The following is a 26,063-nucleotide window of genomic DNA, read 5'->3' on the forward strand; positions in this document are numbered from 1 at the left end:
CCAGGCTGAGCCACGGGCCCAGGAGAAGGATTCTGGTGCCCCGGCCGGGATTTGAACCCGGGTCGCGGGATCGAGAGTCCCGCATGATTGACCGGGCTACACCACCGGGGCGTGTCCGAGATTAGGGAGGAGCGAGGGTTTAAAAAGTTTTCGGTGGAGCGCGGCCCGGAACACGGGCTTCCGACACGGCCCCCCAGGATCACTCCCGGATGTTCAGCGTTAAAACCCATCGCCCACTTTTGATTTTTCTTTTTCAACCTCACCATTCAGGGGAGGAGGTCATAGCGTTCATCCAGGAAACCTAACGTTTCATAAGGGGTCGAAAAACTTAAAAGTATGCGGCAATACAGGTATCCAAGCATGTTAAATCATGTATTCCCAACCGCAGACGTATCACATATCGCAGAGTATTAAGCAACGATACCACCGGTGAAATGGTATGGACCATAACATCCTGGTCGTCGTCCCCGCCTACAATGAGGAGCTGACCATCGGGTCTGTGGTAGCCCTTTCTAAAAGATACGGGGATGTTCTTGTTGTTGATGACGGGAGTAAGGGCAACATCCCCTTCTACAGGAGGGTCAGGCTCTCGATCATTACGGAGGGAGCATAGTGAAATACCAGAGGGACATCCGACCGGAAGATGTTACCATATTGATACCAACAAAGAACGAGGAAGAGGGCATAGGCTGGGTGATAGAGGAGTTCCAGAAACTAGGCTACAACAACATCCTGGTCATCGATGGTCACAGCACGGACAGGACGAGGGAAATTGCAGAGGAAAAAGGGGCCAGTGTTGTCCTCCAGACGGGAAGGGGAAAGGGCCAGGCGGTCGCTGAAGCGTTCAAGATGGTGGACAGTGAAGTCATCGTGATGATAGACGGCGACGGAACCTACGACCCCAAGGATGTGGAAAAGCTCCTCGAACCTATACGGCGGGGCATCGCCGAGCACGTCATCGGGAACAGGCTGGTGAATTTTGAAAAGGGAGCTTTCACGAGGCTCAACCTGATCGGCAACAAAATATTCAACGCACTCTTCAGGTTTTTCTACGGCGTCCCTGTTTATGACCTGCTCACCGGATACAGGGCCGTTACTAAAGACCTCTACAAGAGCGTGGAGCTTGAGAAGCACGGCTTTGAGGTAGAGACCGAGCTGACGGTCGAGACGATAGCGAAGGGCTTTAGAATAGCGGAAGTCCCGATAAGCTACCGCAGGAGAAGGGGGGACGCGAATCTTCACCCAATAAAGGACGGATGGAGGATAGGGAAGGCGATAGTGGGGATGCTGGTTAGGTACAACCCCGGGAGGTACCTCTACTTCCTCGGCTTCCTCTCCCTGCTGGTGGGGCTCGTTATGGGGACGTACATCGTCGCGGAGTGGAACAGGGGCGTGACCCACTACCTGATGGCGCCCCTCACGTCGATGTTCGTGATTACAGGGGTCAGCATGCTGATATTCGGCTTTGTCATGAGCTACATGTTCAAGAGCATGTCCGAGCTGAAGAGGATGATAAGGGAAAACAAAGAGGTTAACGGGGGATTAAAATGAAAATTTCAGTCCTCGGTCTTGGCTATATAGGCTTACCAACGGCACTACTGTTTGCATCAGCAGGGCACGAGGTTGTTGGGGTAGATGTCAACGAGAAGAAAGTAAAGCTACTCAACGAAGGCAAACTGCCCTTCCATGAGCCGGGGCTTGAAGAGCTTTTTGAGAAAGCACGGAACAACTTTAGGGCAACTACCCATGTTGAAGAGTCAGATGTGTTTTTGATAGCCGTCCCCACACCATTGGATGAGCACACAAAGGCCGCGGATTTGAAATATGTGAAATCCGCTGCGGAGATGGTGTATCTCCATCTAAAGAAAGGGAACCTGGTGATCCTCGAATCAACGGTTCCGCCCAACACCACCGAGAGGCTTCTCATCCCGATTCTGGAAAAGAGCGGACTTAAAGCGGGCACAGATTTTTATGTTGTGCACTGTCCTGAGAGAGCTATTCCAGGAAAGACAATCCATGAGATGATTCACAACGATAGAATAGTCGGGGGAATAACGCCTGAGTCTGCACAGCTCGCGAAGAAGCTCTACGAGTCGTTTGTTAAGGGCAATATCTATCTCACGGACGCGACCACCGCGGAGTTTGTGAAGCTGATTGAGAACACGTACAGAGATGTTAATATCGCACTCGTCAATGAGCTCGCCCAGATAGCCGAGGAATACGGGATCAATATATGGGAGGCCATTGAACTCGCCAACAAGCATCCAAGGGTGAACCTCCACAAGCCCGGACCGGGAGTTGGAGGACACTGTATAGCTATCGACCCCTGGTTCGTTATTCAGAACTCTTCCAATGGAAAGATGATAGCCCTTGCGAGGCATGTTAACGACACCATGCCCAACTACACCCTCCGCAGGGTCAGGGAAATGCTGAAAGGAATTAATTACCCAACGATTACGGTCTTTGGTGTTGCATATAAGGGAAACGTCGATGACGCCCGCGAGACTCCAGCGCTGAGGTTTATACGACTGGCCGAGAACGATGGGTTCAAAGTCAAAGTGTATGACCCGTTTGTGAAGGAGTTTGAATACCCCCTATTGAGTCTAGAGGAAGCCATAAAGGACAGCGACTGTATCGTCGTGATAACCGACCATGAGGTGTTCAAGTTCCTCGACCCTAATGAACTAGGAAAGCTGATGAGGAACAAGTGCGTGTTCGATGCGAGGAACATACTGGACCACGAAAAATGGAGAGAGGCAGGATTTGAAATAAAGGTGCTTGGAAATGGCAAAAACCTATGACCTCTGGGCTGACATCTCAAACACCCCACAGGTTCACGTAGTCAGGGCGATTGTTAGTGAGTTAAACGGCTATTCTATCTATGTGACTGGATTCAAGAGAGGTGAAACCGAACAGCTTATGCAGATGTTTGGGCTCAAAGGGGAAGTTTTTGGGAGGGATCACTACAGCCCACTGTTAAAGTCTCTCTCGTTCGCTTCTCGCACCTTCAGACTACTTTACAAGGCACCGAAAGCGAAGGTCCTTTTAAGCTTCGAAAACGCAATGCCGATCCCGGCAGGGAAGCTCAAGGGTGCAAAAATCGTCCTAATGCTCGACAACGACCTCAAGTTCATTGGAAAAAAACCGCTGTTCCAGAGGATAGAGTCAAGAATTAAAAAAATGGCCGATTATGTGTTAGTTCCGGAAGTTGCAAGGGAGACATTTGAATCGTACTTTGACACGGTTATCACGTATCCTGGATACAAGGAACACATCTACATTGCAGATTTTCAGCCGGATTCAGAGTGTTTAGATCAGCTGCCCTTCGAGGAATACGTTGTTTTAAGGCCCGAGTCTCTTACCTCCCTCTACGTGATGCACAACGAGTCCCTCGTCCCTGAGTTGTTGAGACTGTTCAAAAAAGAGGGCATAGACGTTGTTTACCTCCCGCGGAACGAAGAGGAGAGAAAACTTGCTCAGGGGTTTGAGAACGTATATATACCTCCAAAAGCACTGGATGGGCTCAACCTGATATACTACTCAAAGGCGACCCTGACAGGTTCGGGAACCATGGCGAGGGAAGCGGCGGTTATGGGGGTTCCTGCCGTGTCGTTCTTCCCAGGGAGGATGTTGCTTGCTGTGGATAAGGACTTGGTTGAAAAGGGAAAAATGATGCATTCAAGGGAGCCGAGAGAGATTGTGGAGTATGTGGTGCAGAATTGGGTATCCCATAAAAAACCAAACATTCATATGACAAAGTACGTAAAGCAGAAGATAGTAATCAACTTAAAACACTTAATGGAGGGAGTCTCATGAAGCTTTTAGTCATAGCACCTTTCTACAGGTTTTTTGTCAAAGAACATATCGATCATATTTCCCGCCATGTTGATGAGGTCCATGTTGTTGTTCACCATAACAAATTGTCAGAATTGTCCAAATACATACCTCTTGGAGGTTTTTTTGAGCACGTTAGACATTTCACTCGTGAGAAACTCATTGACATGACTGATACACCGGATAATGTGAGTGTCCATGTTCTGGATTTAATTTATTTCACTCCAGATAATCGAAATAGATCCTTGCCGGATAAGATATCTAAACTCTACTTTAAACATTTCCAAGAAAGGTTTAGGTTTGATATAATTCATGCTCACTTTACTTGGCCTTCTGGATTCGTAGCATACAGACTAAAGAGGAATCTTGGAATACCTATAGTCGTCACCACTCATGCACTCCACAAAAGTCGTGTGGAGTTCTTCAACAAGATAAATGCCCTTGATTTTTGGCATCAGACAGATGCAATAATAAATGTGTCTAAAAAATGCTACGATTTGCTCAAAGAAATGGGCATAGATGAGACCAAGTTATGGTATATTCCAAATGGGGTGGACCTAGAAAAGTTTTTCCCTATGAGTACATCAGAAGCTCGAGAACGTCTTGGTATCCCGCAAGACAAAAAGATACTCTTAAGTGTTGGAAATTTAGTGGAAAAGAAGGGCTTTGAATACGGCATCACTGCTATGAAAAAAGTTGTTAGAGTAAGAAGGGATGTTGAGTTATATATAATAGGAGATGGCTACCTAAAAGAAAAACTGAAACAATTGATCTCCACTAACGGTTTGAATGACTTTGTACACCTTGTTGGATTTAAACCACATTCTCAGATACCCTTATGGATGAACGCAGCTGATGTGTTCCTTCTCCCCAGTATAGTGGAGAATTTTGGTGTCGTTAATATTGAAGCCATGGCATGCGGCAAACCAATTGTTTCGACGTATAATGGAGGAAGTGAGGAGATAATAACTTCAGAGGATTATGGTCTGTTATGCCCATCAAGAGACCCTGAGTGCTTAGCAGAAAAAATTTTAATTGCATTAGAAAAAGAGTGGAATCGAGCAAAAATAAGAAAGCATGCGGAAATATTTGGTTGGAAAAATATTACTGCCAAAACACTAAATGTATACCAAGAGGTGATTAGTAGAAATGAAAAAGTATGAACGACACAATTGTTTTGAGATACTAAAAAAAGCAAATAGCATATTAATATTAGCTCCTATCGAGATACATGACATCTTAAATGGGAACAGAGGTGGAGAAAAACTGATACAAGAACAATTGAAATACTTTAGAAGCATAAATAAAAACGTGGAATTAGATTCTATGTTTAATATTTCGACAGCGTTCAAATTACTTAGATTATTCCAAAATGCCACAAAAATTAACACAAGACTCGCAACAGATATAATCAAGAAGAAGAAAACGAGTCCATTTGGCAGTTTTTTGTTGCCTTTTGTAATTGTGTTCGTAGAATTGTTTTTAAGAATTGATCCCAACTTCAGAAGGGCATGTAACAATATTAAGAAGAAATATGACTTAATCGTGATTAATTTCCCTTTTGGAGCAACAATTACAAAGATGCTAACAAATAAGCCAACAATTATTGTAGAACACAATGTTGAATACTTATTTTTAGAGGAAAAATTTAGAATATTTGGGATGCGTAATAGAATTACATCTATTCTCTTGAGGGTATATAAAGGAATTGAATTTTATAATTTAAGGTATGCAGACTTCATCTTTTGTTTATCCTTTAGTGATAGGGACATAATTATTCGAAATATAGATCAAAAAGAAAATGTATGTATATGGGTACCTATTAGAGAAAAGAGAAGGCCAAATACCCTTAGGGAGTTCCAGAAAAAAGAAAAAATCATAATTGGATTTATAGGAAGTGCAACTGCCCATAATATAGACGCTGTTGAGAAAATCCTTGAACTTAGCAAAAAATTACCAAGTAATAAATTTGAATTTTGGATTATTGGAAGTGTGGGGTACTTATTCAAAAAACAAGAAAATAAAACACCCCCAAATGTAAAATTCTTGGGATTTGTAGATGATTTATCTACCGTGTTAAAAAAATGTGATATTTTCATTAATCCCAAATTTGTTTCCCCAACAGGAATAGAGATTAAGATGTTTGATTATTTGAAAACAAATAAACCAATAATATCGACATCTCTTGGAGCCAGAGGATTCGAAAGCATTATTGGGAAACAAATTTTTATTGCAGATTCTATAGAAGAAATGGCAAGAATAATTCAATCATCTATCCAGTAAGAACTCCAACCCGCGAATCCAAAATTATATTGTCTTTAACCCTATAACCCCATCTAAAAGCGCTTTTAGATACACAAAAACTAAGTGCGGCCTCTTATAATACAGTACAAGAGAAACCAATTTAAAGGGAATCTCCCAAAATAAAACGTAGATTAAATGCCTACGCATTACACTTGCGAAAGTATTTCTTTTTAGAAACCATAATCTATTCCTTGTCATGTGGTATTCATAAAAAACACCTAATACACCTCCATTGGAAGATGCGATTTTGTGCCATATATTCCCAGTCGGAACATAAAGCAGCTTGTATCCTTCCCGTTTTACTCTAAAATCTAAATCAGTCTCCTCCCAATAACAGAAAAACCTCTCCTCAAAAAGCCCTACCTCTCTTAGAACCTTGCTTTTAATTAGCATACAAGAGCCCTCAATTTTATTAACTGCTAGAATCTTATCCCACTGACCTCTCTCAACTTCACCAGCACCATACCTTTTTTCTTTTCCTTTCCACAGTATTAGATCTGCCCCAGTAAAGTTTATTACATCGCTTCTTCCATTGTAATCATAGTAATAAATCTTTGGCCCCACAATCCCAATCTTCTCGTCGCTCTCAGCTACTTTAACAAGCTCGGTCAAAAACTCCTTATCAACAACAGTATCGTTATTCAAAAGCAAGATATAATCAGGATCCAAAACACTCAAAGCAAACTTTATCCCAACATTGTTCCCACCAGCAAAGCCATAATTGTCCTTGTTTTTGAATAAAATCATTCGCCTGTCTGGGTCAAACTTTTCGTAGGCGGGTTTATTGAACTTTCCTTCTCTCGCTTCATCCTCGGTTATCTCAAAAACCTTAATCGGCTTATTACTAGAATTGTACTCAAAAAACTTCGAATTAACTTTAATTCTCCCCTCGGCGTACTCTTTTATTTTCTGAATAGAATCATCCTTGGAGCCGTTATCCACCATGATAACATCATAGTTAGGATAAGTGATTCTATAAAGCGACTCCAAACACTCTATCGTATCTTTCCAGCCGTTCCAGTTGAGAACGATTATCGACACCCTCGGGGCATTCATCCGCATCCCATACCCCTTCTATCAAAAATATTAAAAGGTTTTTTGGTGGTATCCCCTTTGGAGTGAGATTAAATGGACAGGAAATCACTGATAATCACCATCTCGATTTTGTTGGGGCTGAACTCGGCAATACTGGCGGATTATTTAGGCGTCCATATGCCGTTGGTCAGGCAGATTTTTGGATTCATCGCTTTGACGTTCCTACCGGGCTATCTCCTCTTAAGGATATTTAGCACAAAAACGGAAAGCATCTCTGAAGAGATATTCCTTGAAGTTGCCCTCAGCATCTCGGTCGTCATGATTATGGGGATTTTTGCAAATTTTGTGTATCCGCTTCTTGGGGTTGAAAAACCGATAACCCTTCTTCCGATCCTCGTGACATTTAACCTGGTTACCTTAGGGCTACTCGCAGTGGAGCAGGTCAGATCAGTGTCAATGCTTAACACCAGAAAACGGATCAGGATAGCAAAATGGGACTTATTCTTTGCCCTCCTGCCTCTTTGGTCCCTGCTTGGTGCCTACCTTTTCAGCCACTACGGGGATAACAGGGGATTGCTCCTCCTTTATTTCGTGATAGCGCTTACCCCACTGGTTTTTATTAAATCCAAGAACTTTAACAGAGCCTTTGCAATATGGTCAATTGCGATTTCCCTTATGTGGTCAACTGTCTTTGGAATATCCTGGAACTATATCTGGGGATACGATATAAACGGGGAGTACTACTACGCCCACTTGGTTTTGAGTCGGGGAATTTGGGACATTTCAACTTACTATCAGTACAACACAGTTGCAAGTATAAATCTTCTTGCGCCGATATATTCGTTAATCTCAAATATATGGATAGTCCCGATTTTCAAAATCATTTATCCCTTGGTCTTCTCTCTGGTTCCAATTATACTTCTAAAGGCGTATGAAAAACTTCTGGGAAGGAGGCTCTGGACGGAGATTTCAGTGCTGTTCTTCGTGTTCCTCTTTACGTTCTTCACGGAAATGATGGCACTTGCGAGGCAGATGATCGCAGAGGTTTATTTGGCCCTTCTTGTCTATGCAACGGTAAAGAGGGTGAACCCGCTGTTTTTGATCCTATTCCTAGTATCCCTAACGGTTTCACACTATGGGACTGCATATCTGACGATGTTTGCGCTCCTTGCGCTTCTGTTCATACGACCACTTGAAAAGGAGGCAGATAATAGAATCAGTATCGGTATAATAGCGGTTTTCTGGATTGTTACACTGCTGTGGTATGCATACGTCGGTGGGGGGTTCCAGTTCAACAAGTTAGTAACTATTGGGTACCAGACTCTTTTGATGCTCAATGATCTATTTAACCCTCAGTATTCCCAAGGGGCTGCACTTATCCTCAGCAAGACGACACTTATAGGGGAGATTACAAAGTGGATAAACATCATTGCCCAAGGCTTAATTTCAATAGGGGTTCTGGCGGCAATCTACAGACTAGTCACTGGCAGTGAGATAAAACATCCTGAGTTCCATGTACTTTCCTTCGTGTTCTTTGCCTATGATGTTGCGGGAGTTGTGGTGCCGTATTTTTCAAACAGGCTCAACGCCACCAGGCTGTACCAGATAACGCTGTTCTTCCTTTCGCCGTACCTTGTAATAGGGAGCTCCACCCTAGTTGATGCACTTAAAAAGATTGCCGGACGCCTTAAGGAGATATTACCCTCCAAGAGCAATACTGCACGGCTGGTGGCGGTGTTCTTGGTGCTATACTTCCTGTTCAGCTCCGGTTTTATGGTGGCAATCGCAAATGATCCAAAGCCACCCATGTGGCTTGAAAAGGTTGACGGGCCGTACTGGAGCTCCAGTGAGATTTACGGAGGGAAGTTTATATCCCAATATCGATACGATAATCTAAGGGTAAATTCTGACGTATACGGGGCTTTACTTCTTTTGGGGCTACTTGGAACCCCTGCTTCAGAAATGACTTTTAAAATGAATTCTAATGGGAAAATATATAACTTTTCAAACAAACCCCTATATATTTATCTCAGACATGAAAATATCCTTAATAAGAAGATAGCTATATGGACAATAGGTAATTCAGTATCACAAGTTGAATACATTTCTCTTTTCATTCCCCCTATCTTTAATAGTGTCCAGAACTCAGAGAGAGTTTATTCTTCTAAAGATACTTGGATAGTGCTAGCGGATTTTAATCCCCTCTAGCTCTCTTTTTATCATCCACAATTTCTCAATAGTTTGTGGATCCTCAGGATTAGAGGAGAGAACATCCAAATGCTGCTTGAGAACTTTATCTGACCACTCCCACCACCTCAATTTTTGCAACTCTCTGATTGTTTTTTTTGAAAAACGATATTTAATTACTCTGGCAGGAACACCAACTGCAATGGCATATGGGGGGATATCTTTAGTTACAATAGAACCTGCTCCAATCACCGCACCATCCTCAATTTTAATACCTCTTTTAATCACGACATTGGCTCCAATCCACACATCATTTCCAACTATAACTCTGCCAGCAGTAGGATCATAAATCCTTTCTTCAGTGTCTTTGATAAAACCATGAAATGGAGAATACATTAATTCATGAGTCGTCACGATATCTGTTTTATGTTCACCTGCCCCTATAGTTACATTCCATGAAATGGACGTAAAAGCACCTATTTGAGCGTTCTCAACAACTCCGTTTTTTCCGATATAACTATGCTTGCCAAAGCGGGAATTGGAAACAAAAGTAAGCATATCAATCTTTACATAATCCTCCAGTATAGAGTTAGTGACAAATGAGAATTTTCCGATTCTTACATTCCTACCGAGGTGCGAATTAATGATTCTCGAGCCAAACCCCACAAATGATTTTTGTCGGAGGTATTTTAAATTTCCTATTGACAGCACCAGGCTGTATACGAAGTCTATCATAGCACTAATCCCCATCCAGTGTTTTTCCGATATTGTTTTAAATGTTTTGAATACTTGTTGTTTTAGGTGATAATCATGGATCGCAAGATACATAGTATCATACTAATAACTGTGGACTCATTAAGATCGGATCATCTATCGATTTATGGTTATAACCGCAGGACATCTCCCTTTATAGACAAGCTTGCTAAATCGGGAATATTGTTAACTCAGACATTTGCGAACGCTCCCTATACTACTGCATCCATAAATTCAATGTTAACATCGAGGTATCCCCTAATGGGAACGGAGAGGTATACTAATACCAACAGAGGAAAAACACTCCCTGAAGTCCTAAAAGAGAATGGATTCTATACGCTGGGATTCCATTCAAATCCATGGTTCTTAATTTACCATTTTGGAAAAGGTTTTGACATATTTTTAGATCCTTACAGTGAGCATCATCGAAAACAAAAGTTTACTACAAAAGTTATGAACTTTGCAATGAAAAAAATCCTGGGAAAAATTAAGGCACCGTATGCTACGGCAGAAGAGCTCAACGAGGCTGTACTAAAGACACTAACACAATTAAAGGACTATAAAAAATTATTTCTCTGGATTCATTATATGGATGTTCACGAGCCATATTTGCCCAAAACGTGGCATTTTACAAGAAAAAAGTTGTCATATAGTTATGTCCTGAATCTAATGAGAAAGAAAAATGAGTCCCCAGAGAGTTTAACTGATAGTGAAAGAGAGCTTATACTGCGGTTATATGATGATAAAATATGGGAACTTGATAAAGAATTATCCCATCTAGTGAATGACCTTAGTGATCACTTGGACTTAGAGAAAACATTGATCATATTTACCGCGGATCATGGAGAAGCCTTTGGAGAAAGGGGTGCTTATGGGCACTGTGCAAATAACAATTTAAATCTCCATCGAGAGCTTCTTCATATACCAATGATATTCTGGTCTGAAAATAATGATACGTTGTCTAAGTTTTACCATATTGAGCAAAGTAACAGGATCTCAAAAATTTTTAGTTTAATGGATTTAGGTCCCACTATTTTAAATCTTTTAGGAATAAAAATTCCTAGCTCATTTTTAGGAAGAGATCTTATCAATGACAAAATTCAGTATGTCATCTCCCAGGGAGTTGTTGCACCAGATCCAAATATAGAAAAGTACGTAAAAACTAATGAGCGGGCCCATGCTATTACCAATGTGGAGCACAAGTTAATATGGTGGGAACAACGAGAGTATACTGAGTTGTACAACTTGGTAGCAGATCCATTAGAACAGCAAAATATTGCGAATGAAAATTTAGAACTAGTACATAGTCTCAAGTCAATAATAAAAAGGGAAATTTCTCAGTACTCAAAACCTGAAGAAGATGAAAAGCTTAAAAAAGCTATCAAAAACCTAAAACTAAAAGGCAAGATCTAAACGAACCTCCCCAATATCTTTTTTACTCCCCCCAAATCAACCCCCAGCCTCTTCTCCACCGCCAGCAGGAGTTCAACGTCTTCCTTATCGATGCTCCTGCTTAAAAGCACCAGCAGGGCGTAGACCGCCAGGAAAATGACGAGCACCGGGATCGCATGCCATATGTCTCCCACGTCCAGACTCATCCATTTAAGAACTCCCAGCAAAAGGAAGCTTATTCCCAGCGGCTTCACGTAGTTCGGACTGAATGGATGTATCCCAGTCATCTTATAGAGCCAGTAAGACCTGAAAACGTTGGCCACGAAGTAGGAAACAGCCGTGGCGACGGCGGCACCGACCATTCCATACCTGGGTATCAAAGCCAGATTCAGTGAAACGTTTGATATCACTGCAAAGGTGTCTCCTATCATGTTGAGCTTTGGCTTTCCAATAACGATCAGCGTCATGCCGTTTAGCCCCAGAAACGTGTGGAACATGAACCCCAGAGACAGTATCTGGAGTGCAGTTGAAGCGGAGACGTATTTCTCGCCGAAGAGGAAGGATATGGTGGCCTCTGGGAAGAGGAACATGACGGCAAATATGGGGAGAGTCAGGAGGAACACCCACTTCGTCAGGATCTGATAGACCCTCCCCATTTCTCCAATCTTCCCCTGGGCATACAGTGACGTGACTATGGGGGAGTAGATTACAGACGCAGAACCCAGAAAGATGGGGATCAACCTTGCCAGGGGAGTAGCTGCATTGTACAGGCCCACGACCTCCGAGCCCTTGTAATAGCCGAGCATCAGCGTGTCGGTCCATGTCATCAAAAAATTCAGAATTCCAACGAACATCAGGGGGAGGGAAAAGAGAACCAGCTTTTTCCCGAGGGCAGGATCAAAAGAGGCCTTTACGTTAAAAAGCCGTATCCTGTGCACCTCAAAGATCAGGGCCAGAAATACCGCCGACTGGGCCAGAATGTACATCCAGAATATCGAAGCAAAGGGGAGGCCGAGAACAGCCATGAGCACAACGAGTACAAGCCAGACTATCGGATAAACAATATTCTGAAAATACACCTGCTCCCTGACCCTTCCGAAGCCCCTGGAAACCGCAATCACCACACCCGTCAGGGCCCAGAACGGCAGGGCAAGGGCGGCTATCCTTAGGGCGTAGACCAGCCTCTCCTCGCTGAACACCCGGGCAACAAAGCCCGAGCCGAGCACCAGGAGCGCCGTGATTACAAAACTGCTCGCCGCGACAATAACCAGAGCCGTCGAGACCAGATCCCCGACCTTGGAAGGCTCCCTCTCCCTGTAAAACGCCACCTCCCTCGGCAGGGCGTTCTGGAAGCCCAGCGTCGCCACAACGAGAGCGATGTTCAAAACTGTCAGGGCTAAATTAAAAACACCATACTCTCCAGTGGAAAAGTACCTCGCTATCACCGCCCGGCTCAAAAACCCAAAGAGCATCGAGATTACCGTCCCGGCAAAGACGATCCCCGTCCCCCTCGCAATCTTCTGCAGCGCCTGACTCGCCCCGCTCATGGGGTTCACCTTTTCAGACTTTCTTTCAATTCGTTGATAGTTAGCAAGAATTCTTCTCTATCAAAGGTTATCCCTATCCCGCGCATGACTGAAGCTAAAAACTCTTCGTTTTCCTTAAAATACTGGATCACCCAATCCAGGCTGAATTTTTCCTTGGAGTACAGCAGTTTAAATACATCGAAGTCCAGCTCTTCGGGACTAAGGGTTAATACATAAATGTCAATCAGGTCCTTCAGCTGTTTCTCTCCCCGGTACTTGTTATTCTCTATCAAAAATTTCATTGACAGGATAACCTCTGGAAAGGCAACGTTGATTCCCTTAATCTCTTCGTAAATCTCCCTCTCAAAAATCACCCTAGCGTAAGGATGTGCAAAGCTTATTGAACTTATCTTTTCGTCCCATAAGACGTCCAAAAATAATTCTCTAAGCTCATATGGGGGAATCTTTTTGGATTCCTCAAAGCTTATCCCCTTTAACCTTCCATCCAGTGTTTCATGATAGTATTTGACATATCTAAAACTAACCGGTATAAAGTTACTGGCCAGCAGATGTTTTTCAACAGTGTTAAACTCTTCTTTCAAAGCAACAAAATCGATGTCCAAAGAAGGGAGAGCCCTGCTTCCCAATTTCTGAGCTTGAAGGTAAGTTGCCCATCCTCCAACCAACACAAGTCTCTCCTTCAGCTCCCTGCCGATTTTCAGCATCCACTCGTAGGATTCCTTAATTATCGGATTACCCCAGCTCCTCAGGGTTACCTCTTCCATTCGATCTCCTCCAGCAGTTCTTCGATGGCTCTCGTATATATTCCTTCTCCTAGGGCGTCTGCAATCACCTGCTCGATTATTGCCAGCCGGTACTCCCTCACATTCCTCGTATAGTTAAAGACGTCCTCATCGTAAGAGTAGAACCTGATCGGATATCCCTCTCTTCTGAGTCCAATCCGCTTTAACCTCTCGAAATCTTCTTTTCTAACGTAGGCCGTCCCAAAGCTCGGCTCCAGAACCTTTCCAAGAACCCACAACGCTGACGTTCCAGAGAACACTACAAAATCCCTAACCTTTTTGGGCCTTACTTTATAAGTGGTTCCCCTAACAACCTGGAATATCTTCTTCTTTTCCGCCCCCCAGGCATAGAGGAGGGATTTTTTGTCAAGGACCCGTATCATCCCCATCTCCAAAACTATTGCCCCATCACTTTCCAGTGACCTGAGGATTCTGTAAAGGTAAGGCCTGTTAACCTTAAACCTGGCCAAAAGCTCTTTAACAGAAACTTCTTCTTTAACTGCTAACTCCCTCAGTATTTTCTCCTTCAATATTGGCGCCCTCATATTGTATCCTTTGTATGTTATACTTTATAAAGTTTGAGATACAGAGGATACACAGAACGGATCCAGCAAAAACTATTCTGGTCCCCCTTGCAATCTTCTGCCGCTAGCTCATGAGATTTCACCCGCTTATTTCTTTTAAATATCCCCTGAGGTGGATAAGTCCTTTTACGGCTCCAATCTGTTGCATTAAAAGGTCAACACTATGTATTATCCTCGGAACTAAGCTCCTGAGTGATTCATCCTTAGAGAGCTGGTTTTCAAGCTCATGAATGATTATCTCATAATCCAGCCCGGTTTCAACAAGTGCAATCAGATCCTCAAGGTCCCTCACTCTTTCCATTGAAGTTACGCTTTTAAACAAGAAGATGTCCTCTTTTGAAACCAGGTGTATCCTGAAAAGCTCGTGTGAGGAAAACTCCCCGGGAACTTCAGCCCTTGAAACCATCCCCTCCGACAGATACAGCTTGTTGAGAACCCTCTTCACAAAAACATCGAGACTGAACCCATGCAAGGGATGCACATACCTGGAACTCATGCCCAGGTCATAATCCCACCGTGAGCGGTACTGCCTCACATAGACGGGCAGTTTTGGCAATGGAGTTTCCAGAAGCCCCTGCAAAAGGGAAAACTGTTTCCTGCTTAACATTACAACGTCAACGTCCTTCGTCGCACTCTTGAGTCCTCTGAGGGCCAAATTCCCGCCACCGATTAGGTAGACTTCCAGGGGTTCAAGGTTAAGTAGCCTCGCCTTCTCCTCCAGCAGATGAAATTCGGATATTATCTTTTCTCTGGTTACCCCGCCCACTTCCCTTCACCGAAGTACATTTTGAAGATTTCCCTCACTTCATCCATAGGAGGGTAGGGGTATCTTTTAACCTCTTTACCCTCAAGATATCCCAGCAGTTCGCTCACGCTAACGCCGTATTTCCTGCCAAGATTAAAAAGCTTCTTTTGGTTTATTCTACCTTTATACGCCAGCAGCAGGACGAGTGAATACAAAATTGTTCTTGGGCTGAAATCAATAAGCAGCGCATGCACAATAACCTCTTCCAAAGAAAGTCTCTTTGCTTTTTCAGAATAATAATAGTGGTGCCGCCCGGTTCCAATAATATCCACTCCAAAATCGCTGAACCGTTCAAGCCCGGTTAGGTGGAAGCTTCCAACATCCCTCCCTTTGTACTCCCCCGTCGACAGAATAAATTCCCCAACTCCACCCCATATCAGGGCAGAATCCTCAGAGAATTTCCTCGCTTTGATGGAGTTTTGTAATTCGTAGAATTCCACGGCAAAGCCGTGGAACAGTTCATATCTCTCCATCAGGAAGTACCCTCCATCTTTTTTCCCGATAAGCCCATAGTCCGAAAGCTTATCAATTACATAATAGAGGGTACTCCTTGAAAGGTTGCTCTTTATACAGAGCTCGTGGGCACTTAACGGAGTGCGCTTGAGAACCGCGAGAAGGGCGAGATTCCTTCCGCTCAGAATCTCATCGAGAGGCATGTGGCCAAACCTGGAGGTCAATTTTCTAAAAAGCTCCGCGGGCTTTGCCTCACTCAGCGAGACTATCTTATATTTTCCTCTTTTTTCTGTCCTTACAAGGCCTTTTCTTTCAAGAGATGCAACGAGAATGGAGGTTCGGTAAATGGATAAGCTCAGCGCGTTAGCTAACTCGGTTATGGTTTTCTCACCTTTGAGCTTCAGAAGTATTCTGACTTCAATTTTTGATAGCATGGCTCTTCACTGTCCAAAAATTAGAAAGTATTATATATAACACTTTTGCTTTTCTGGACAGATTTTTGCTGGCTTTGCCCATGAGGTTCACCATGAACTGTGATACCTTTATGAGCCCTTTATGATGCCTTTGAGCCCTTTAACACCTGACCTCCCCCCCCGCCCTGAAGGGGAGGATTTCAAAAGAAAAAGGTAAAAACGGTCCGGGATTAATAACTTTTTGGTCCTTAAGGTGCGGCGCGAAGCGCCGGGATAAAGAGGATAAAACGGGGCCCAAGGGGCGGGTCTATTCGCCCAAAAATTGTATGGATATTAAGCTGCCTCGCTCATAGGGTCCAACATCATGAAAACCGGGAGCAGGATTCTCTTCAATTCCATCTAAACACTGATAGAAGTGACTGCAGTGGGAAGGCCGACGTTTGCCATTTCCAGTATCCTTGAGCGCTCGCGTTCCCTTTTTCTCTGGACTACAACTATCGAAATAATCATTTCAACGCGGTCTTCGCTGATCTTAATCTCCGCATGGAGCCTCTTAATTCTCCTGAGCAGGTGTTTGTCTAACCCAAACTTTCTGGAGGCCCCAAGTATCTCAAATCCGATGACGTCCAGCTTATCCCCCTCCGAAAGCCGGCCAAAGTCTAGAATAACATCATCCCCGAGCATGACGGAGTACTCATACTCCCCCCCCGGCGCCACCACAAAGAGTGAATCGACAAGGGGGTCATAATCCACAGGCCTGAACTCACTCTTCTCCCCCATATTCTTTCACCTTCGTTCTCCTTTTGGACGGCTGTGGAAATACCGTCACCACAGTTAATTTTAGTTTGCTCTTAACATGCCTCGCATCTACTATTATTATCAGGTCCTTATCCTCAGTATATGCATAATACAGCTTAAACCTTCCCTCGGGCGCTTGCTGGATCACGCCTCTGAGTCCCTGGGGGTTATAAAGCAGCTCTTTCACCAAACCTTTTGGTATTCCCCTAACCTGGAGGCGATATCCACAGTGGGGTGTAACTGTGACATCTGAGATGCTTTTGGACCTCAACATGGCCACGAACTTGGTGAAATCCATGTTCCTTCGGATATTATACCCAGACCAGGCATTTAAATATTACGTTTCTGGAATTCTCGGCATGAATGGGGCATTCACTGACCTCCTCCCCGCCCTGAAGGGGAGGATTTCAAAAGAAAAAGGTAAAAACGATCCGGGAATTGATAGCTTTTTGGTTCTGGAGGTGCGGCGCAAAGCGCCGGGATAAAGGGGATAAAACGGGTTTCAAGGGGCGGGGTCCATTTGCCCAAAACACCAATTCGGAGTTTGGCTCCAGGTAATCTTCAGTATAAATATCCTTATCTTAAAAGAACGCACAAAAATTATTATAAATCTAACCCCAGGATAGAACCTGGGACGATACATGCCGGTTGTAATGGCCATTGACGAAAGCAATAACGCCGCGGCAATGGTGGTCGTTAATTACGAAGATCTGCCCAGGCTTACAAAAGATTTCAGAAGAATACGGCACTTTAGGGAGGTTAAAAGGAACAGGAATCGGTATCTAAAAGAGGAGTCTAAGCCGAAATTGGAAAAGGCCGTGAGAAAGTACTATCTCGAACTCAGGTACTATCCCAAAATCGGCCACTATTTCTGGGAAGATGTTGAGTACTATGCCCAATTTGGACTGGAGATTATAGCTGATGACAAGCTCTGGAGGGCAGTTGTGGGCAGATTTGAGGACGTGCAGATTTCAATCGTAAAGGAGGGAGACATCGCTTCGGCCATAGAAGAGCTAAAACAGAAGCTATGGAAAGCACAGAAAGAAAAAGACATCATAACGCAGGCAGAAGCTGAGAGAGAGTTAGAGTATTACCTGCAGAGGAAAATCCTCATAACAATAGCTGACAATCACGTCAATCTCAGGAGGAGAGGACTAAAACATTAAAAAGAAGCCAGGACACACCCGCTCATCCGCCCCCTCTTATCATCGGACGGGCTTCACAGGGGAGCGGGTGAAAATTTTGATGTTGATCACTGCTTTCCAATACCCCATGTAACTTCAATCTTTTTAACCCTTTCGGGAGCCATTGAATCTTATAGCCCTTCTCCGTTGTATATGTTATACTCAATAGATTTCTGGTTTATCAGTTCCCGTCCTCCTTGCAATCTTCTGGAGTGCCTGGCTCGCCTCGCTCATAGGGTTCACCTTTTGACTCATTTGACTCACGATGAGTCTTTAGCCTTCGAAATGGGCCCGTTCAGAGTTTTCTCATCTTAAAATCCAAGATTCTCGGAGTCCTCCAAATCCCACAGGAGCCAGCCCTCACCTGTGATGGCTTCCTTACTTTCAATGCCCTTTGCTATCAACCCGTAATACTTCTGCCAGTTTTCTAACCCGACAAGCCCACTTTTACGCTCTAAATCTTTTAAAACTCCCCTCGCCTTTTTTTCGCTCAACTCCTTCCACTTTACCTCCACCAGCAGGGCCTTCTTTTCTCCCCGGTTCAGTGCAACGAGATCAATTTCCTCATTTTTATGCCACCACTTTCCGATCTTCGTAAATTTAAACGGCAACCTTCCATGCTTATTAAGCTCCATTAAAAACTCTTTGGCTGCTTTTTCGAAGGTCTTTCCAAGGTAAGTATTAAAGTTCCTCAGGAAATCCTGAATCGCTGGCTCAGGGTTGAGGGAGTCTATCTCCTCATAGTGCGGACTGACGAAGCGGTGGTAAAAACGGAAGTACTCATCTTCTATAACATAAATCCCTCTCTTGGCTTTCCTCTCTGTTATTGGAACCTCCCGCCTCACAATTCCAAGATTTGAGAGCACCCTAAGATATGCAGATAGGTCTTTGGCCTCCATCCCAACGTACTGAGCGATCTCGTTAAGCCGGGTTTTTCCCATGGCTATGGCCTCGATAATCTGCATGTATCTGGTTGGATTCCTCAGTTCCTCCATGAGGAGAAGCCTCGCCTCGTTGAAAAGAAATGCACTCGGGTCAAAGAAGTTGTTGATAATCTCATCATCGCTCCCCGTTTTGAAGAATTCCATGTATTTAGGAATCCCCCACGTGACCCCATAGAGTCTTAAAAGCCCCTCAAAGTCCTTTCCAAACCATTCGACCATATCGAAGAAGCGGAATGGTTTGACCTTCAGAACCCCACTTGCCCGCCCATAGAGGGGGCTCTTGTAGCTGAGAACCTCACGCTCCATCATTCCAACGCTCGAACCGCAGAGGATAATGGTGATCTCTGAACCCTCAAGCACTGTATCCACTACCTCCTGAAACTCGGATGTAACACCCCTGTCTGCCTCTATTAAGTAAGGGAACTCATCAAGAATCACCAAAAGCTTCCCCTGCCCCCTTAGGAACTTAAATGCATCCCTAAAGCTTTCGAATCTTACCGGAGCACCAATAAAAGAACTTATCTCGTGAGAAAATCTCTCGAGGTCTTTCTCATATCCCCTCTGGGAGCAGAGAAAATATATGCCCCTTTTGTTCTCCAAGAATTTCCTCAAAAGGGCAGTCTTTCCCACCCTTCTTCTCCCGTAGACCACAAAAAGTCGAAAGCCGTCTCTCCATGCCCTCTCCAGGACTTCGAGCTCCCTCCCCCGGTTTACAAATTTTCGAATCATGATTATAATAAACGTGACTCGAATATTTAAATATTTTGGTTTTAGCAACCTGACCTCCTCCTTGCCTGAAGGGCGAGACTTTCAAAGAAAAATGTAAAGCCTGACCTACCTTGGTCATGGGCGTTCATCTTTTGCATCATTCCTGCTTCATTTTTGCGCCGTATAACACATTCGGTCCGTAAGCACCGAGATAACGAAATAAAAACGGGATTCAAAGGGCGGAGCCCCTTTGTTCAGAGACGTTTAGAGATACCCCTTCTCTCCCAGATACTCCTTCAGCCCTTCCCTCCAGCCCGCCATCCTCAGGCCAAGTCCATGAAGCCTCGAGTTCTCCAGCGCCGAAAACCCGGGCCTCCTTGCCAGCCTGTTGAGCTCGCTGGACTTTATGGGCTTCACTTCAACGTCCCAACCTAGAATTTCAAAGATGGCCCTAGTGAACTCGTACCACGAGCAAAAACCGTCATTGACCATGTGATAAACCCCGAACTCCGGCTTCAGCTTCAGGAACTCCTTCAGAGTTCTCGCAACGTCCATTGTGTACGTGGGACTCATGAACTGGTCATCAACTATTCTAAGCTCCTCTCCCCTCTTCGCCTTCTCAATGACCCACTCAACGAAGTTCCCGCCCTTTCCGCTCGCCCCCGCCTTCCCATAAAGGCTCGCCACCCGGATTACATAATGCCTGGATGAATAATTCCTCGTGAAGATCTCACCCATATACTTGCTTGCCCCGTAGACGTTGATGGGATTCGGTATGTCTTCCTCAATATAAGGCTTCCCCTTCTCGCCATCAAAGACGTAGTCCGTGCTGATGTAGACGTTGATGGCATCAATCTCGCTGGCAACCCTGGCAACGTTCAGCGCGCCGATAGCATTGACCGCAAAAGCTTTCTCCGGATAAATCTCGGCGTCGTCAACTCTTACATAAGCTGCCGTGTTGATGATGACGTCGGGCTTCAGCTCTTTCAGCACATTCAGGGTCTCGGGAACGGTAACGTCTAAGTCTTTGTGGGTCAGAGGAACGACCTCAAAAGACGGGTCTTCCCCAAAGACCTTCACCAGGTCGGTTCCGAGCTGACCGTTGGCACCTATTATAGCCACCATCACGGGACATCACCAAGCCCGGTTATCTCCCCTTGGGTACTAAGAAGGGATATCCCTTCCTTCTCACAAGCATTAGCAAAATCGCTGTCAAACGAAATTAGATACTTGACGTCGTGAAACTTACAGGTTGCAAGGATGAGTGCATCATTCGGTAGCAGGCCGTATTTTATCATGTACTCAACGGCAAGGGTTTCAACAGCCCTGTTTATCTCCAGATCAAGGAAAAGTTCAAAAAGCCTTGAGAAGTCCAGGAGCTCCTCCCTTAGGTTCCGGATAATACCAGGGTTGTGCTTGAGTGTGTACGGGCGTTCGCCAGTTAATGCCCTCAGGTACACCATAAGAGCCTCACTGAACACTATGCTGTTGGAATACAGGACGTTAAACCTCTCCATTATGTCGAGAAGGTCGATATTGCCCTCCAAATGCTCAATTATCACGTTGGTATCCACAAAGGCCGTCAAAGACCCCATTCCTCTTCGACCTCTCTCAGGATTTTTTTAAGGTCCATTCCCCTGAACTTTCCGTGAAGTTTCTGGACACTGTACTCTACAATAACCTCCCTCTCAACGATTCGTTTCAGCCGCTTAAGGTCAATCGTCTTCAGTATCTCGTCAGGGATGTTAAGCTCAATGGCGATTTTTCCCATATCCAACCACCGTTAGTAGTTGTGCTTACATCTAATAAAATTTGCATCTTGTGATTCCCATCACACGGCTGCTTCCTGGAGCCTTATTGAGATTTCGCCGAGGGGATTTGGGCCGACTCTAGTGGATGCGTTTATTATTTCGATTCCTATTATCCTGCCGTCCTTGCCAACGTCTATGAGCACTCCCTCTCCAACCTCGATTGTGTCAACTATTTCTCCCCCACCAAACTTGATGTACATCACGTCGTGATTTGGGTCGTACGTTATCATCATACTTTCTCACCCAGTGTATTTTTCAACCTTGGAGGTTATATATGCTGTGATGACAAGGATTTCATCCTCTGTCTCTTCATAAATCACCCGTATAAGCTTTCCATTTAAAATCTTTTGAGCGATTTTTCGTCCTATGTAACCTGTATCGACGGAGTCTGGCTCGTTAAGGGCCTGAATTACGAGTTCCTTTGAAATTTTTCTGTCCCTTAGCCTTTCGAGTGCATGGGCTATGAAGACGACTCGTTTCATCCAATCACCTCAAAATGCCCATCCCCTCTCAACGGCCTCCCTCAGCGTCGGCCACTTTCTGTCCTTTTCCGAGACTATGGGGTCATCCACAGGCCAGTCGATTCCTATCTCGGGGTCGTTCCAGATTATCCCGCCTTCATGGTCAGGGGCGTAGACGTTGTCCACCTTGTAGACCACTTCTGCAACGTCGCTCAGCACAACGAAACCGTGGGCAAAGCCCCTCGGGATGTAGAGCTGGTATTTGTTGTGCTCCGAGAGAATGACGCCGACCCACTTGCCAAATGTGGGGGAATCCCTCCTCAGATCAACGGCGACGTCGTATATGACTCCCCTAACTACCCTCACGATCTTGGCCTGCGCGTAGGGCTCTCTCTGGAAGTGCAGGCCCCTGAGCACTCCATATCTAGACTTTGAGTGGTTGTCCTGGACGAACTCTCCTTTGATTCCGGCCTTTTCAAAATCTGATTTCTTGTAAGTTTCCATGAAGAAGCCCCGTTCGTCCTCGAAGACTTTGGGCTTGATCAGGATAACATCAGGGATTTCCAGCCTTTTAAATTCGAACGGCATAACATCACCTCATCGCCTGAAGTGGCGTAACCCTACAGATATCGGTTGCATCAAAATCCAAATCGTAGCTGACTATGCGGAGGCCGTATTTACGGGCCAAGGTGTACTGGTACGCATCGTCAAAATCGAGGTGGAATTTACGGGAGGCTTCAACCAGGGATTCAAAATCAAAGGGAGTGAGTCTCAGCAGGGAGAGCCCACCGCGCAGGAGAACGTCCTCAACGAACTCCCGGAAGACCCCGTGTTTCTTCTGCTTGAAGAGTATTATCCCTATTGAGTAAACCGAGAAATCCGAGACGGCAAGCTCGCTGGGTGGAGTTTCTCTAAGGAACCTCTCCGCGTTATCAGCGTTTTCCTGATCAAGAAGGATTTCAAGGAACACGTTGGTATCAACTAGATACATCAGCCCCACCATTCAAGGGCCTTGTGCTGAAGCTCCACGGAAGTGTACTTCTTCCTGAGCTCCTTCAGCCCCCCGCGCCATCCAAACTTCATGGGGGAGCGTCTCCTGCGCGCGTTCCTCTCCAGGAGGAACTCGATGTAGTCCAGCACCTCCTCCTTGAGGTCATCTGGGAGCTGCTGAAAGAGCTTGTAAGCGTCCTCCATCACGTTCACCATCCTAAAGGTTCTCGCGGAACTTAATTACCTTTTTGCTTGCTGCCGGGTGATTAACACCCACCTCATCCAACCAGTTCGAGTCTGAGCTCGGGAGCGACCTTCTTTATGCGCGAGAAATGTCTATCCTTTGTCACGAGGGTCATCCCCCTGGATATTGCAACGGCGGCGATTATCACGTCCACGGCGGGAACAGGGGTGCCTGCCTTTACAAGTTTCTCTGAGAGCTTAACAGCCAGAGCGTATTCTTTGGGCGATGGTATGAGGACTCCCAGATCCAGAGAGACCCCCTTTGGGTATTCCACAAGGTTCAGCGCCGTTGTATAGCCGTCCCCGGGGTTCTCGCCGCTTTTAGCGAGGTCGATCAGGACGTTCGTGTCGTAGAGTTTCTTTTTGTCCTCTCCCATTCTAAATCCCTCGCTTTCTTGTAATATTCCTCGTAGGCCTCGTCTGGAACGGACTCTATATCCCTGATGAGCTCATCCCCGAGGAGTTCCCTGAACTCCAACATGGACATCTCGGTTCGGGAGTTCTCAAGCTCACTGAGGTACTCCGCTATGGCCTTTCTCGCCACTTCGCTCCATTTGATTTCTGGGTGCTTCTTCATCTTGCGGTAGAGCTCCGGAGGTATTGAAAGGGTCATAGTTGGCATATCATCACCATACATAATTATGTGTATGCACATATTTAAATGTTCTCACCACCCCAGCTTCCAGGGCGTTGGATGAAGGACCTTCTCGTTGACCAGCGGCCTCCACCAGGCCTCGTTTTCGAGGTACCATTTGACAGTCTTTCTAATGCCCTCCTCAAAGCTGTGCTTTGGCCTCCACTTGAGGTCACGCGTTATCTTCCAGGAGTCGAGGGAGTAGCGCAGGTCATGGCCGGGCCTGTCCTCAACAAACTCTATAAGCGACTCGTCCCTGCCCATGAGCTCAAGGATCGTCTTAACGACCTCCAGGTTAGTCTTTTCCTCGCCGGCGGAGATGTTGTAGATTTCCCTGGGCTCCCCTTTGAGCAGAACGGCCTCAATTGCCCTGACGTGGTCTTCGACGTAGAGCCAGTCCCTCACGTTCTGGCCGGTGCCGTATATCGGAATCTTGAGCCCCATGCTGGCCCTGATTATCGTCTTGGGGATGAGCTTTTCCGGGAACTGGTAGGGGCCGTAGTTGTTGGTGCACCTCGTTATGGAGGCGTTCAGACTGTAAGTCCGCGTCCAGCCAAGCACGAGAACATCACTGGCAGCTTTAGTAGCGGAGTATGGGGATGAGGGCATAAGCGCGTCTTTTTCGGTGAACGAGCCTTCCAGGATATCGCCGTAGACTTCATCGGTGCTCACGTGAACTAGTCTAACTTCGGGGTTCTCTTTCCTGATGGCTTCAAGAATCGTGTAAACACCGATGACGTTGCTTCTCAGGAAGTGCTCGGGGCTTGAGATGCTCCTGTCCACGTGACTTTCAGCGGCGAAGTGCACTATTCCGTCAACTCTCCTAACCAGCTCGCTCACGAGCTCAAAGTCCGCTATGTCTCCCTTGACGAAGGTGTAGCGCGGGTCGTCTTCGATGTCTTTCAAATTTGCCGGATTCGAGCCGTAGCCAAGCTTGTCAAGGTTTATTACCTCCCAGTCGGAGTGCTTTTCAAGGATATAGCGGATGAAGTTGCTCCCTATGAAGCCCATTCCACCGGTCACCAAAAGCCTCATCGTTCCACCTCACAGCATTAACTGGGAATTGTCGCCGACGACCAGCTTCCTTCCAATGGGATGGTTGTTCCCCTCTAAAATCTTCACGTTCTTCCCTATGAGGCTCTCCACAATCCTGCCGCCGCATCTAATCTCGCTTCCCTCAAGGATTATCGAGTCCTCAATCTCGGTGTTTTCAATGACGACGTTGTCGCCGATGCTCGTGTAGGGGCCGATGTAGGCGTTCCTGATGACGCAGTTCCTGCCGATTATCGCGGGGCCCTTTATGACGGTGTTCCCGTCGATCCGGGTTCCTTCCCCGATGACCACCCTTCCATGGATTCTGGCCTTCGTCTCGACCCGTATATCCGTCTGGATGTCGTCCAGGATGAGCCTGTTGGCGTCGAGTATGTCCTCGGGCTTTCCGGTGTCCTTCCACCAGTTCTGGACCTTCGTCCACCCTACACGGTAGCCGTGGTCGATGAGCCACTGGATGGCGTCGGTTATCTCAAGCTCGTTCCTCCAGGAGGGCTTTATGTTCTCGACCGCCTCGTGGATGACGGGCTTGAAGAAGTAGATTCCCACAAGCGCTAGGTTGCTCGGCGGCACCTTGGGCTTCTCAACCAGCCGTTTGATGGTCTTTCCGTCCTCACTCAGCTCGGCTACACCGAACCGCTGGGGATTGGAAACCTCACAGAGCAAAATGCTGGCGTCGAAGTTTCCCTCTTTGAAGTGGTTCAGGTGCTCCACTATGCCTTCCCTGAGGATGTTGTCACCGAGGTACATCACAAAATCATCGTCACCGAGGTAGTCCCTGGCGACCTTTATCGCGTGTGCTAAACCTTTCGGCTCGCCCTGATAGATGAACTCTACCTCAGCGTCCCAATCAACGCTCCTAACGGTCTCCATCACCTGCTCCTTGTTCGGGCCGACGATAATCCCAATCTCGTGAATACCAGCCTCGATGACGTCCTCGATGGCATAGAACAGTACGGGCTTGTTTGCAACTGGAATCAGCTGCTTCTGCTGGGAATAGGTCAGCGGTCTCAAGCGGGTGCCATGACCTCCTGAGAGAATAAGAGCCTTCATCACCGTCACCTAGCCTTCTTAACCTCAGGACAATATAAAAGAATTTTGGTAGAACTCGTCTTAAAAAATATTAAGAACGCAGTAGGGCGGGTACCTCG

32 protein-coding genes and 1 tRNA gene are annotated in these 26,063 nt (G+C 45.7%); 10 read left to right on the top strand and 23 right to left on the bottom strand.

Annotated features, from left to right (window positions below; genetic code table 11):
- Positions 1 to 33: 33 nt before the first annotated feature.
- Positions 34 to 111: transfer RNA gene (locus APY94_RS01835), tRNA-Glu, on the bottom strand.
- Between the two features lie 328 nt (positions 112 to 439).
- On the opposite strand from APY94_RS01835, the gene APY94_RS13110 reads away from it, so the two are divergent.
- The 6 genes from APY94_RS13110 to APY94_RS01860 are packed head-to-tail and all read left to right on the top strand — an operon-like array spanning position 440 to position 6,117.
- Positions 440 to 613, top strand: a complete 174-nt coding sequence (locus APY94_RS13110) for a hypothetical protein (protein ID WP_245610383.1) — start codon at positions 440 to 442, stop codon at positions 611 to 613.
- Positions 613 to 1,551, top strand: coding sequence for an S-layer glycoprotein N-glycosyltransferase AglJ (gene aglJ, locus APY94_RS01840; protein WP_058938018.1), 939 nt, complete (start codon positions 613 to 615; stop codon positions 1,549 to 1,551). The genes APY94_RS13110 and aglJ overlap by 1 nt, the downstream gene beginning before the upstream one ends.
- On the top strand, positions 1,548 to 2,801 hold the full coding sequence (locus tag APY94_RS01845) for a nucleotide sugar dehydrogenase (protein ID WP_058938019.1): 1,254 nt from the start codon (positions 1,548 to 1,550) through the stop codon (positions 2,799 to 2,801). The genes aglJ and APY94_RS01845 overlap by 4 nt, the downstream gene beginning before the upstream one ends.
- Entirely contained in the window at positions 2,785 to 3,816 is a 1,032-nt protein-coding gene (locus APY94_RS01850) for a DUF354 domain-containing protein (RefSeq protein WP_058938020.1), read from the top strand. The genes APY94_RS01845 and APY94_RS01850 overlap by 17 nt, the downstream gene beginning before the upstream one ends.
- Positions 3,813 to 4,997, top strand: a complete 1,185-nt coding sequence (locus tag APY94_RS01855) for a glycosyltransferase (RefSeq protein WP_058938021.1) — start codon at positions 3,813 to 3,815, stop codon at positions 4,995 to 4,997. The genes APY94_RS01850 and APY94_RS01855 overlap by 4 nt, the downstream gene beginning before the upstream one ends.
- Positions 4,984 to 6,117: a glycosyltransferase gene (locus APY94_RS01860; protein WP_058938022.1), complete on the top strand. Its 1,134-nt coding sequence runs from the start codon at positions 4,984 to 4,986 to the stop codon at positions 6,115 to 6,117. The genes APY94_RS01855 and APY94_RS01860 overlap by 14 nt, the downstream gene beginning before the upstream one ends.
- Positions 6,118 to 6,141: 24 nt before the next feature.
- Here the strand turns inward: APY94_RS01860 and APY94_RS01865 are convergent, their stop codons facing one another.
- Positions 6,142 to 7,200 (bottom strand): glycosyltransferase family 2 protein, encoded by a 1,059-nt coding sequence (locus APY94_RS01865; RefSeq protein WP_342667055.1) that lies wholly within the window; start codon positions 7,198 to 7,200, stop codon positions 6,142 to 6,144.
- A 66-nt stretch (positions 7,201 to 7,266) separates the two neighbouring features.
- On the opposite strand from APY94_RS01865, the gene APY94_RS01870 reads away from it, so the two are divergent.
- Positions 7,267 to 9,381 (top strand): DUF2206 domain-containing protein, encoded by a 2,115-nt coding sequence (locus APY94_RS01870; protein WP_058938023.1) that lies wholly within the window; start codon positions 7,267 to 7,269, stop codon positions 9,379 to 9,381.
- Here APY94_RS01870 and APY94_RS01875 read toward each other — a convergent pair.
- Positions 9,358 to 10,110 (bottom strand): xenobiotic acyltransferase family protein, encoded by a 753-nt coding sequence (locus APY94_RS01875; protein ID WP_211259693.1) that lies wholly within the window; start codon positions 10,108 to 10,110, stop codon positions 9,358 to 9,360. The genes APY94_RS01870 and APY94_RS01875 overlap by 24 nt on opposite strands.
- 60 nt (positions 10,111 to 10,170) lie before the next feature.
- Here APY94_RS01875 and APY94_RS01880 point away from each other — a divergent pair, with 60 nt between their 5' ends.
- Complete coding sequence (locus APY94_RS01880) at positions 10,171 to 11,526, top strand: sulfatase (RefSeq protein WP_058938025.1); 1,356 nt, start codon at positions 10,171 to 10,173, stop codon at positions 11,524 to 11,526.
- On the opposite strand, the gene APY94_RS01885 is transcribed toward APY94_RS01880, so the two are convergent.
- The 7 genes from APY94_RS01885 to APY94_RS01915 form a co-directional block, all read right to left on the bottom strand.
- Positions 11,523 to 13,052 (bottom strand): flippase, encoded by a 1,530-nt coding sequence (locus tag APY94_RS01885; RefSeq protein WP_058938026.1) that lies wholly within the window; start codon positions 13,050 to 13,052, stop codon positions 11,523 to 11,525. The two genes, APY94_RS01880 and APY94_RS01885, sit on opposite strands and share 4 nt — an antisense overlap.
- 5 nt (positions 13,053 to 13,057) lie before the next feature.
- Positions 13,058 to 13,816, bottom strand: coding sequence for a hypothetical protein (locus tag APY94_RS01890; protein WP_058938027.1), 759 nt, complete (start codon positions 13,814 to 13,816; stop codon positions 13,058 to 13,060).
- On the bottom strand, positions 13,804 to 14,379 hold the full coding sequence (locus APY94_RS01895; RefSeq protein WP_058938028.1) for a helix-turn-helix transcriptional regulator: 576 nt from the start codon (positions 14,377 to 14,379) through the stop codon (positions 13,804 to 13,806). Before APY94_RS01895 ends, APY94_RS01890 begins: the two co-directional genes overlap by 13 nt.
- Before the next feature lie 118 nt (positions 14,380 to 14,497).
- Positions 14,498 to 15,184, bottom strand: a complete 687-nt coding sequence (locus APY94_RS01900; protein ID WP_058938029.1) for a hypothetical protein — start codon at positions 15,182 to 15,184, stop codon at positions 14,498 to 14,500.
- Positions 15,172 to 16,110, bottom strand: a complete 939-nt coding sequence (locus tag APY94_RS01905) for a helix-turn-helix domain-containing protein (protein WP_058938030.1) — start codon at positions 16,108 to 16,110, stop codon at positions 15,172 to 15,174. The genes APY94_RS01900 and APY94_RS01905 overlap by 13 nt, the downstream gene beginning before the upstream one ends.
- Before the next feature lie 378 nt (positions 16,111 to 16,488).
- Entirely contained in the window at positions 16,489 to 16,869 is a 381-nt protein-coding gene (locus APY94_RS01910; RefSeq protein ID WP_058938031.1) for a DUF2283 domain-containing protein, read from the bottom strand.
- The gene (locus APY94_RS01915; protein ID WP_157065437.1) at positions 16,853 to 17,074 is read right to left on the bottom strand and encodes a hypothetical protein; all 222 of its coding nucleotides are present in this window, start codon (positions 17,072 to 17,074) and stop codon (positions 16,853 to 16,855) included. The genes APY94_RS01910 and APY94_RS01915 overlap by 17 nt, the downstream gene beginning before the upstream one ends.
- A 55-nt stretch (positions 17,075 to 17,129) precedes the next feature.
- Between APY94_RS01915 and APY94_RS01920 the strand changes: the two genes are divergently transcribed.
- Together APY94_RS01920 and APY94_RS01925 are read left to right on the top strand one after the other, a co-directional pair.
- A complete protein-coding gene (locus APY94_RS01920) occupies positions 17,130 to 17,372 on the top strand; it encodes a hypothetical protein (RefSeq protein WP_157065438.1) in 243 nt (80 codons plus the stop codon).
- Between the two features lie 156 nt (positions 17,373 to 17,528).
- Positions 17,529 to 18,053, top strand: coding sequence for a hypothetical protein (locus APY94_RS01925; RefSeq protein WP_157065439.1), 525 nt, complete (start codon positions 17,529 to 17,531; stop codon positions 18,051 to 18,053).
- A gap of 329 nt (positions 18,054 to 18,382) precedes the next feature.
- On the opposite strand, the gene APY94_RS01930 is transcribed toward APY94_RS01925, so the two are convergent.
- The 13 genes from APY94_RS01930 to APY94_RS01990 form a co-directional block, all read right to left on the bottom strand.
- On the bottom strand, positions 18,383 to 19,744 hold the full coding sequence (locus APY94_RS01930; RefSeq protein ID WP_058938072.1) for an ATP-binding protein: 1,362 nt from the start codon (positions 19,742 to 19,744) through the stop codon (positions 18,383 to 18,385).
- Between the two features lie 243 nt (positions 19,745 to 19,987).
- Entirely contained in the window at positions 19,988 to 20,851 is an 864-nt protein-coding gene (gene rfbD / locus APY94_RS01935; RefSeq protein WP_058938035.1) for a dTDP-4-dehydrorhamnose reductase, read from the bottom strand.
- Positions 20,848 to 21,318 (bottom strand): type II toxin-antitoxin system VapC family toxin, encoded by a 471-nt coding sequence (locus APY94_RS01940; RefSeq protein WP_058938036.1) that lies wholly within the window; start codon positions 21,316 to 21,318, stop codon positions 20,848 to 20,850. Before APY94_RS01940 ends, rfbD begins: the two co-directional genes overlap by 4 nt.
- Positions 21,306 to 21,494 carry a hypothetical protein gene (locus APY94_RS01945; RefSeq protein WP_058938037.1) on the bottom strand — a complete coding sequence of 63 codons (189 nt, stop codon included), beginning with the start codon at positions 21,492 to 21,494 and terminating at the stop codon, positions 21,306 to 21,308. Before APY94_RS01945 ends, APY94_RS01940 begins: the two co-directional genes overlap by 13 nt.
- A 60-nt stretch (positions 21,495 to 21,554) precedes the next feature.
- Positions 21,555 to 21,764, bottom strand: a complete 210-nt coding sequence (locus tag APY94_RS01950) for a DUF2283 domain-containing protein (protein ID WP_245610384.1) — start codon at positions 21,762 to 21,764, stop codon at positions 21,555 to 21,557.
- A gap of 9 nt (positions 21,765 to 21,773) precedes the next feature.
- Positions 21,774 to 22,016, bottom strand: coding sequence for a DUF4258 domain-containing protein (locus APY94_RS01955; RefSeq protein ID WP_058938039.1), 243 nt, complete (start codon positions 22,014 to 22,016; stop codon positions 21,774 to 21,776).
- Between the two features lie 9 nt (positions 22,017 to 22,025).
- Entirely contained in the window at positions 22,026 to 22,583 is a 558-nt protein-coding gene (gene rfbC / locus APY94_RS01960; protein WP_058938040.1) for a dTDP-4-dehydrorhamnose 3,5-epimerase, read from the bottom strand.
- A 4-nt stretch (positions 22,584 to 22,587) separates the two neighbouring features.
- On the bottom strand, positions 22,588 to 22,986 hold the full coding sequence (locus APY94_RS01965) for a PIN domain-containing protein (protein ID WP_058938041.1): 399 nt from the start codon (positions 22,984 to 22,986) through the stop codon (positions 22,588 to 22,590).
- A complete protein-coding gene (locus APY94_RS01970; protein WP_058938042.1) occupies positions 22,986 to 23,189 on the bottom strand; it encodes a DUF2281 domain-containing protein in 204 nt (67 codons plus the stop codon). The genes APY94_RS01965 and APY94_RS01970 overlap by 1 nt, the downstream gene beginning before the upstream one ends.
- Positions 23,190 to 23,263: 74 nt before the next feature.
- The gene (locus tag APY94_RS01975; protein ID WP_058938043.1) at positions 23,264 to 23,605 is read right to left on the bottom strand and encodes a type II toxin-antitoxin system VapC family toxin; all 342 of its coding nucleotides are present in this window, start codon (positions 23,603 to 23,605) and stop codon (positions 23,264 to 23,266) included.
- Positions 23,563 to 23,850, bottom strand: coding sequence for a hypothetical protein (locus tag APY94_RS01980; RefSeq protein WP_058938044.1), 288 nt, complete (start codon positions 23,848 to 23,850; stop codon positions 23,563 to 23,565). The genes APY94_RS01975 and APY94_RS01980 overlap by 43 nt, the downstream gene beginning before the upstream one ends.
- A 45-nt stretch (positions 23,851 to 23,895) precedes the next feature.
- A complete protein-coding gene (gene rfbB, locus APY94_RS01985; RefSeq protein ID WP_058938045.1) occupies positions 23,896 to 24,897 on the bottom strand; it encodes a dTDP-glucose 4,6-dehydratase in 1,002 nt (333 codons plus the stop codon).
- A gap of 9 nt (positions 24,898 to 24,906) precedes the next feature.
- Positions 24,907 to 25,965, bottom strand: a complete 1,059-nt coding sequence (locus APY94_RS01990) for a glucose-1-phosphate thymidylyltransferase (protein WP_058938046.1) — start codon at positions 25,963 to 25,965, stop codon at positions 24,907 to 24,909.
- Positions 25,966 to 26,063 lie beyond the last annotated feature (98 nt).

This window comes from Thermococcus celericrescens (assembly GCF_001484195.1).
In the GTDB taxonomy this organism is placed as follows: Archaea; Methanobacteriota_B; Thermococci; order Thermococcales; family Thermococcaceae; genus Thermococcus; species Thermococcus celericrescens.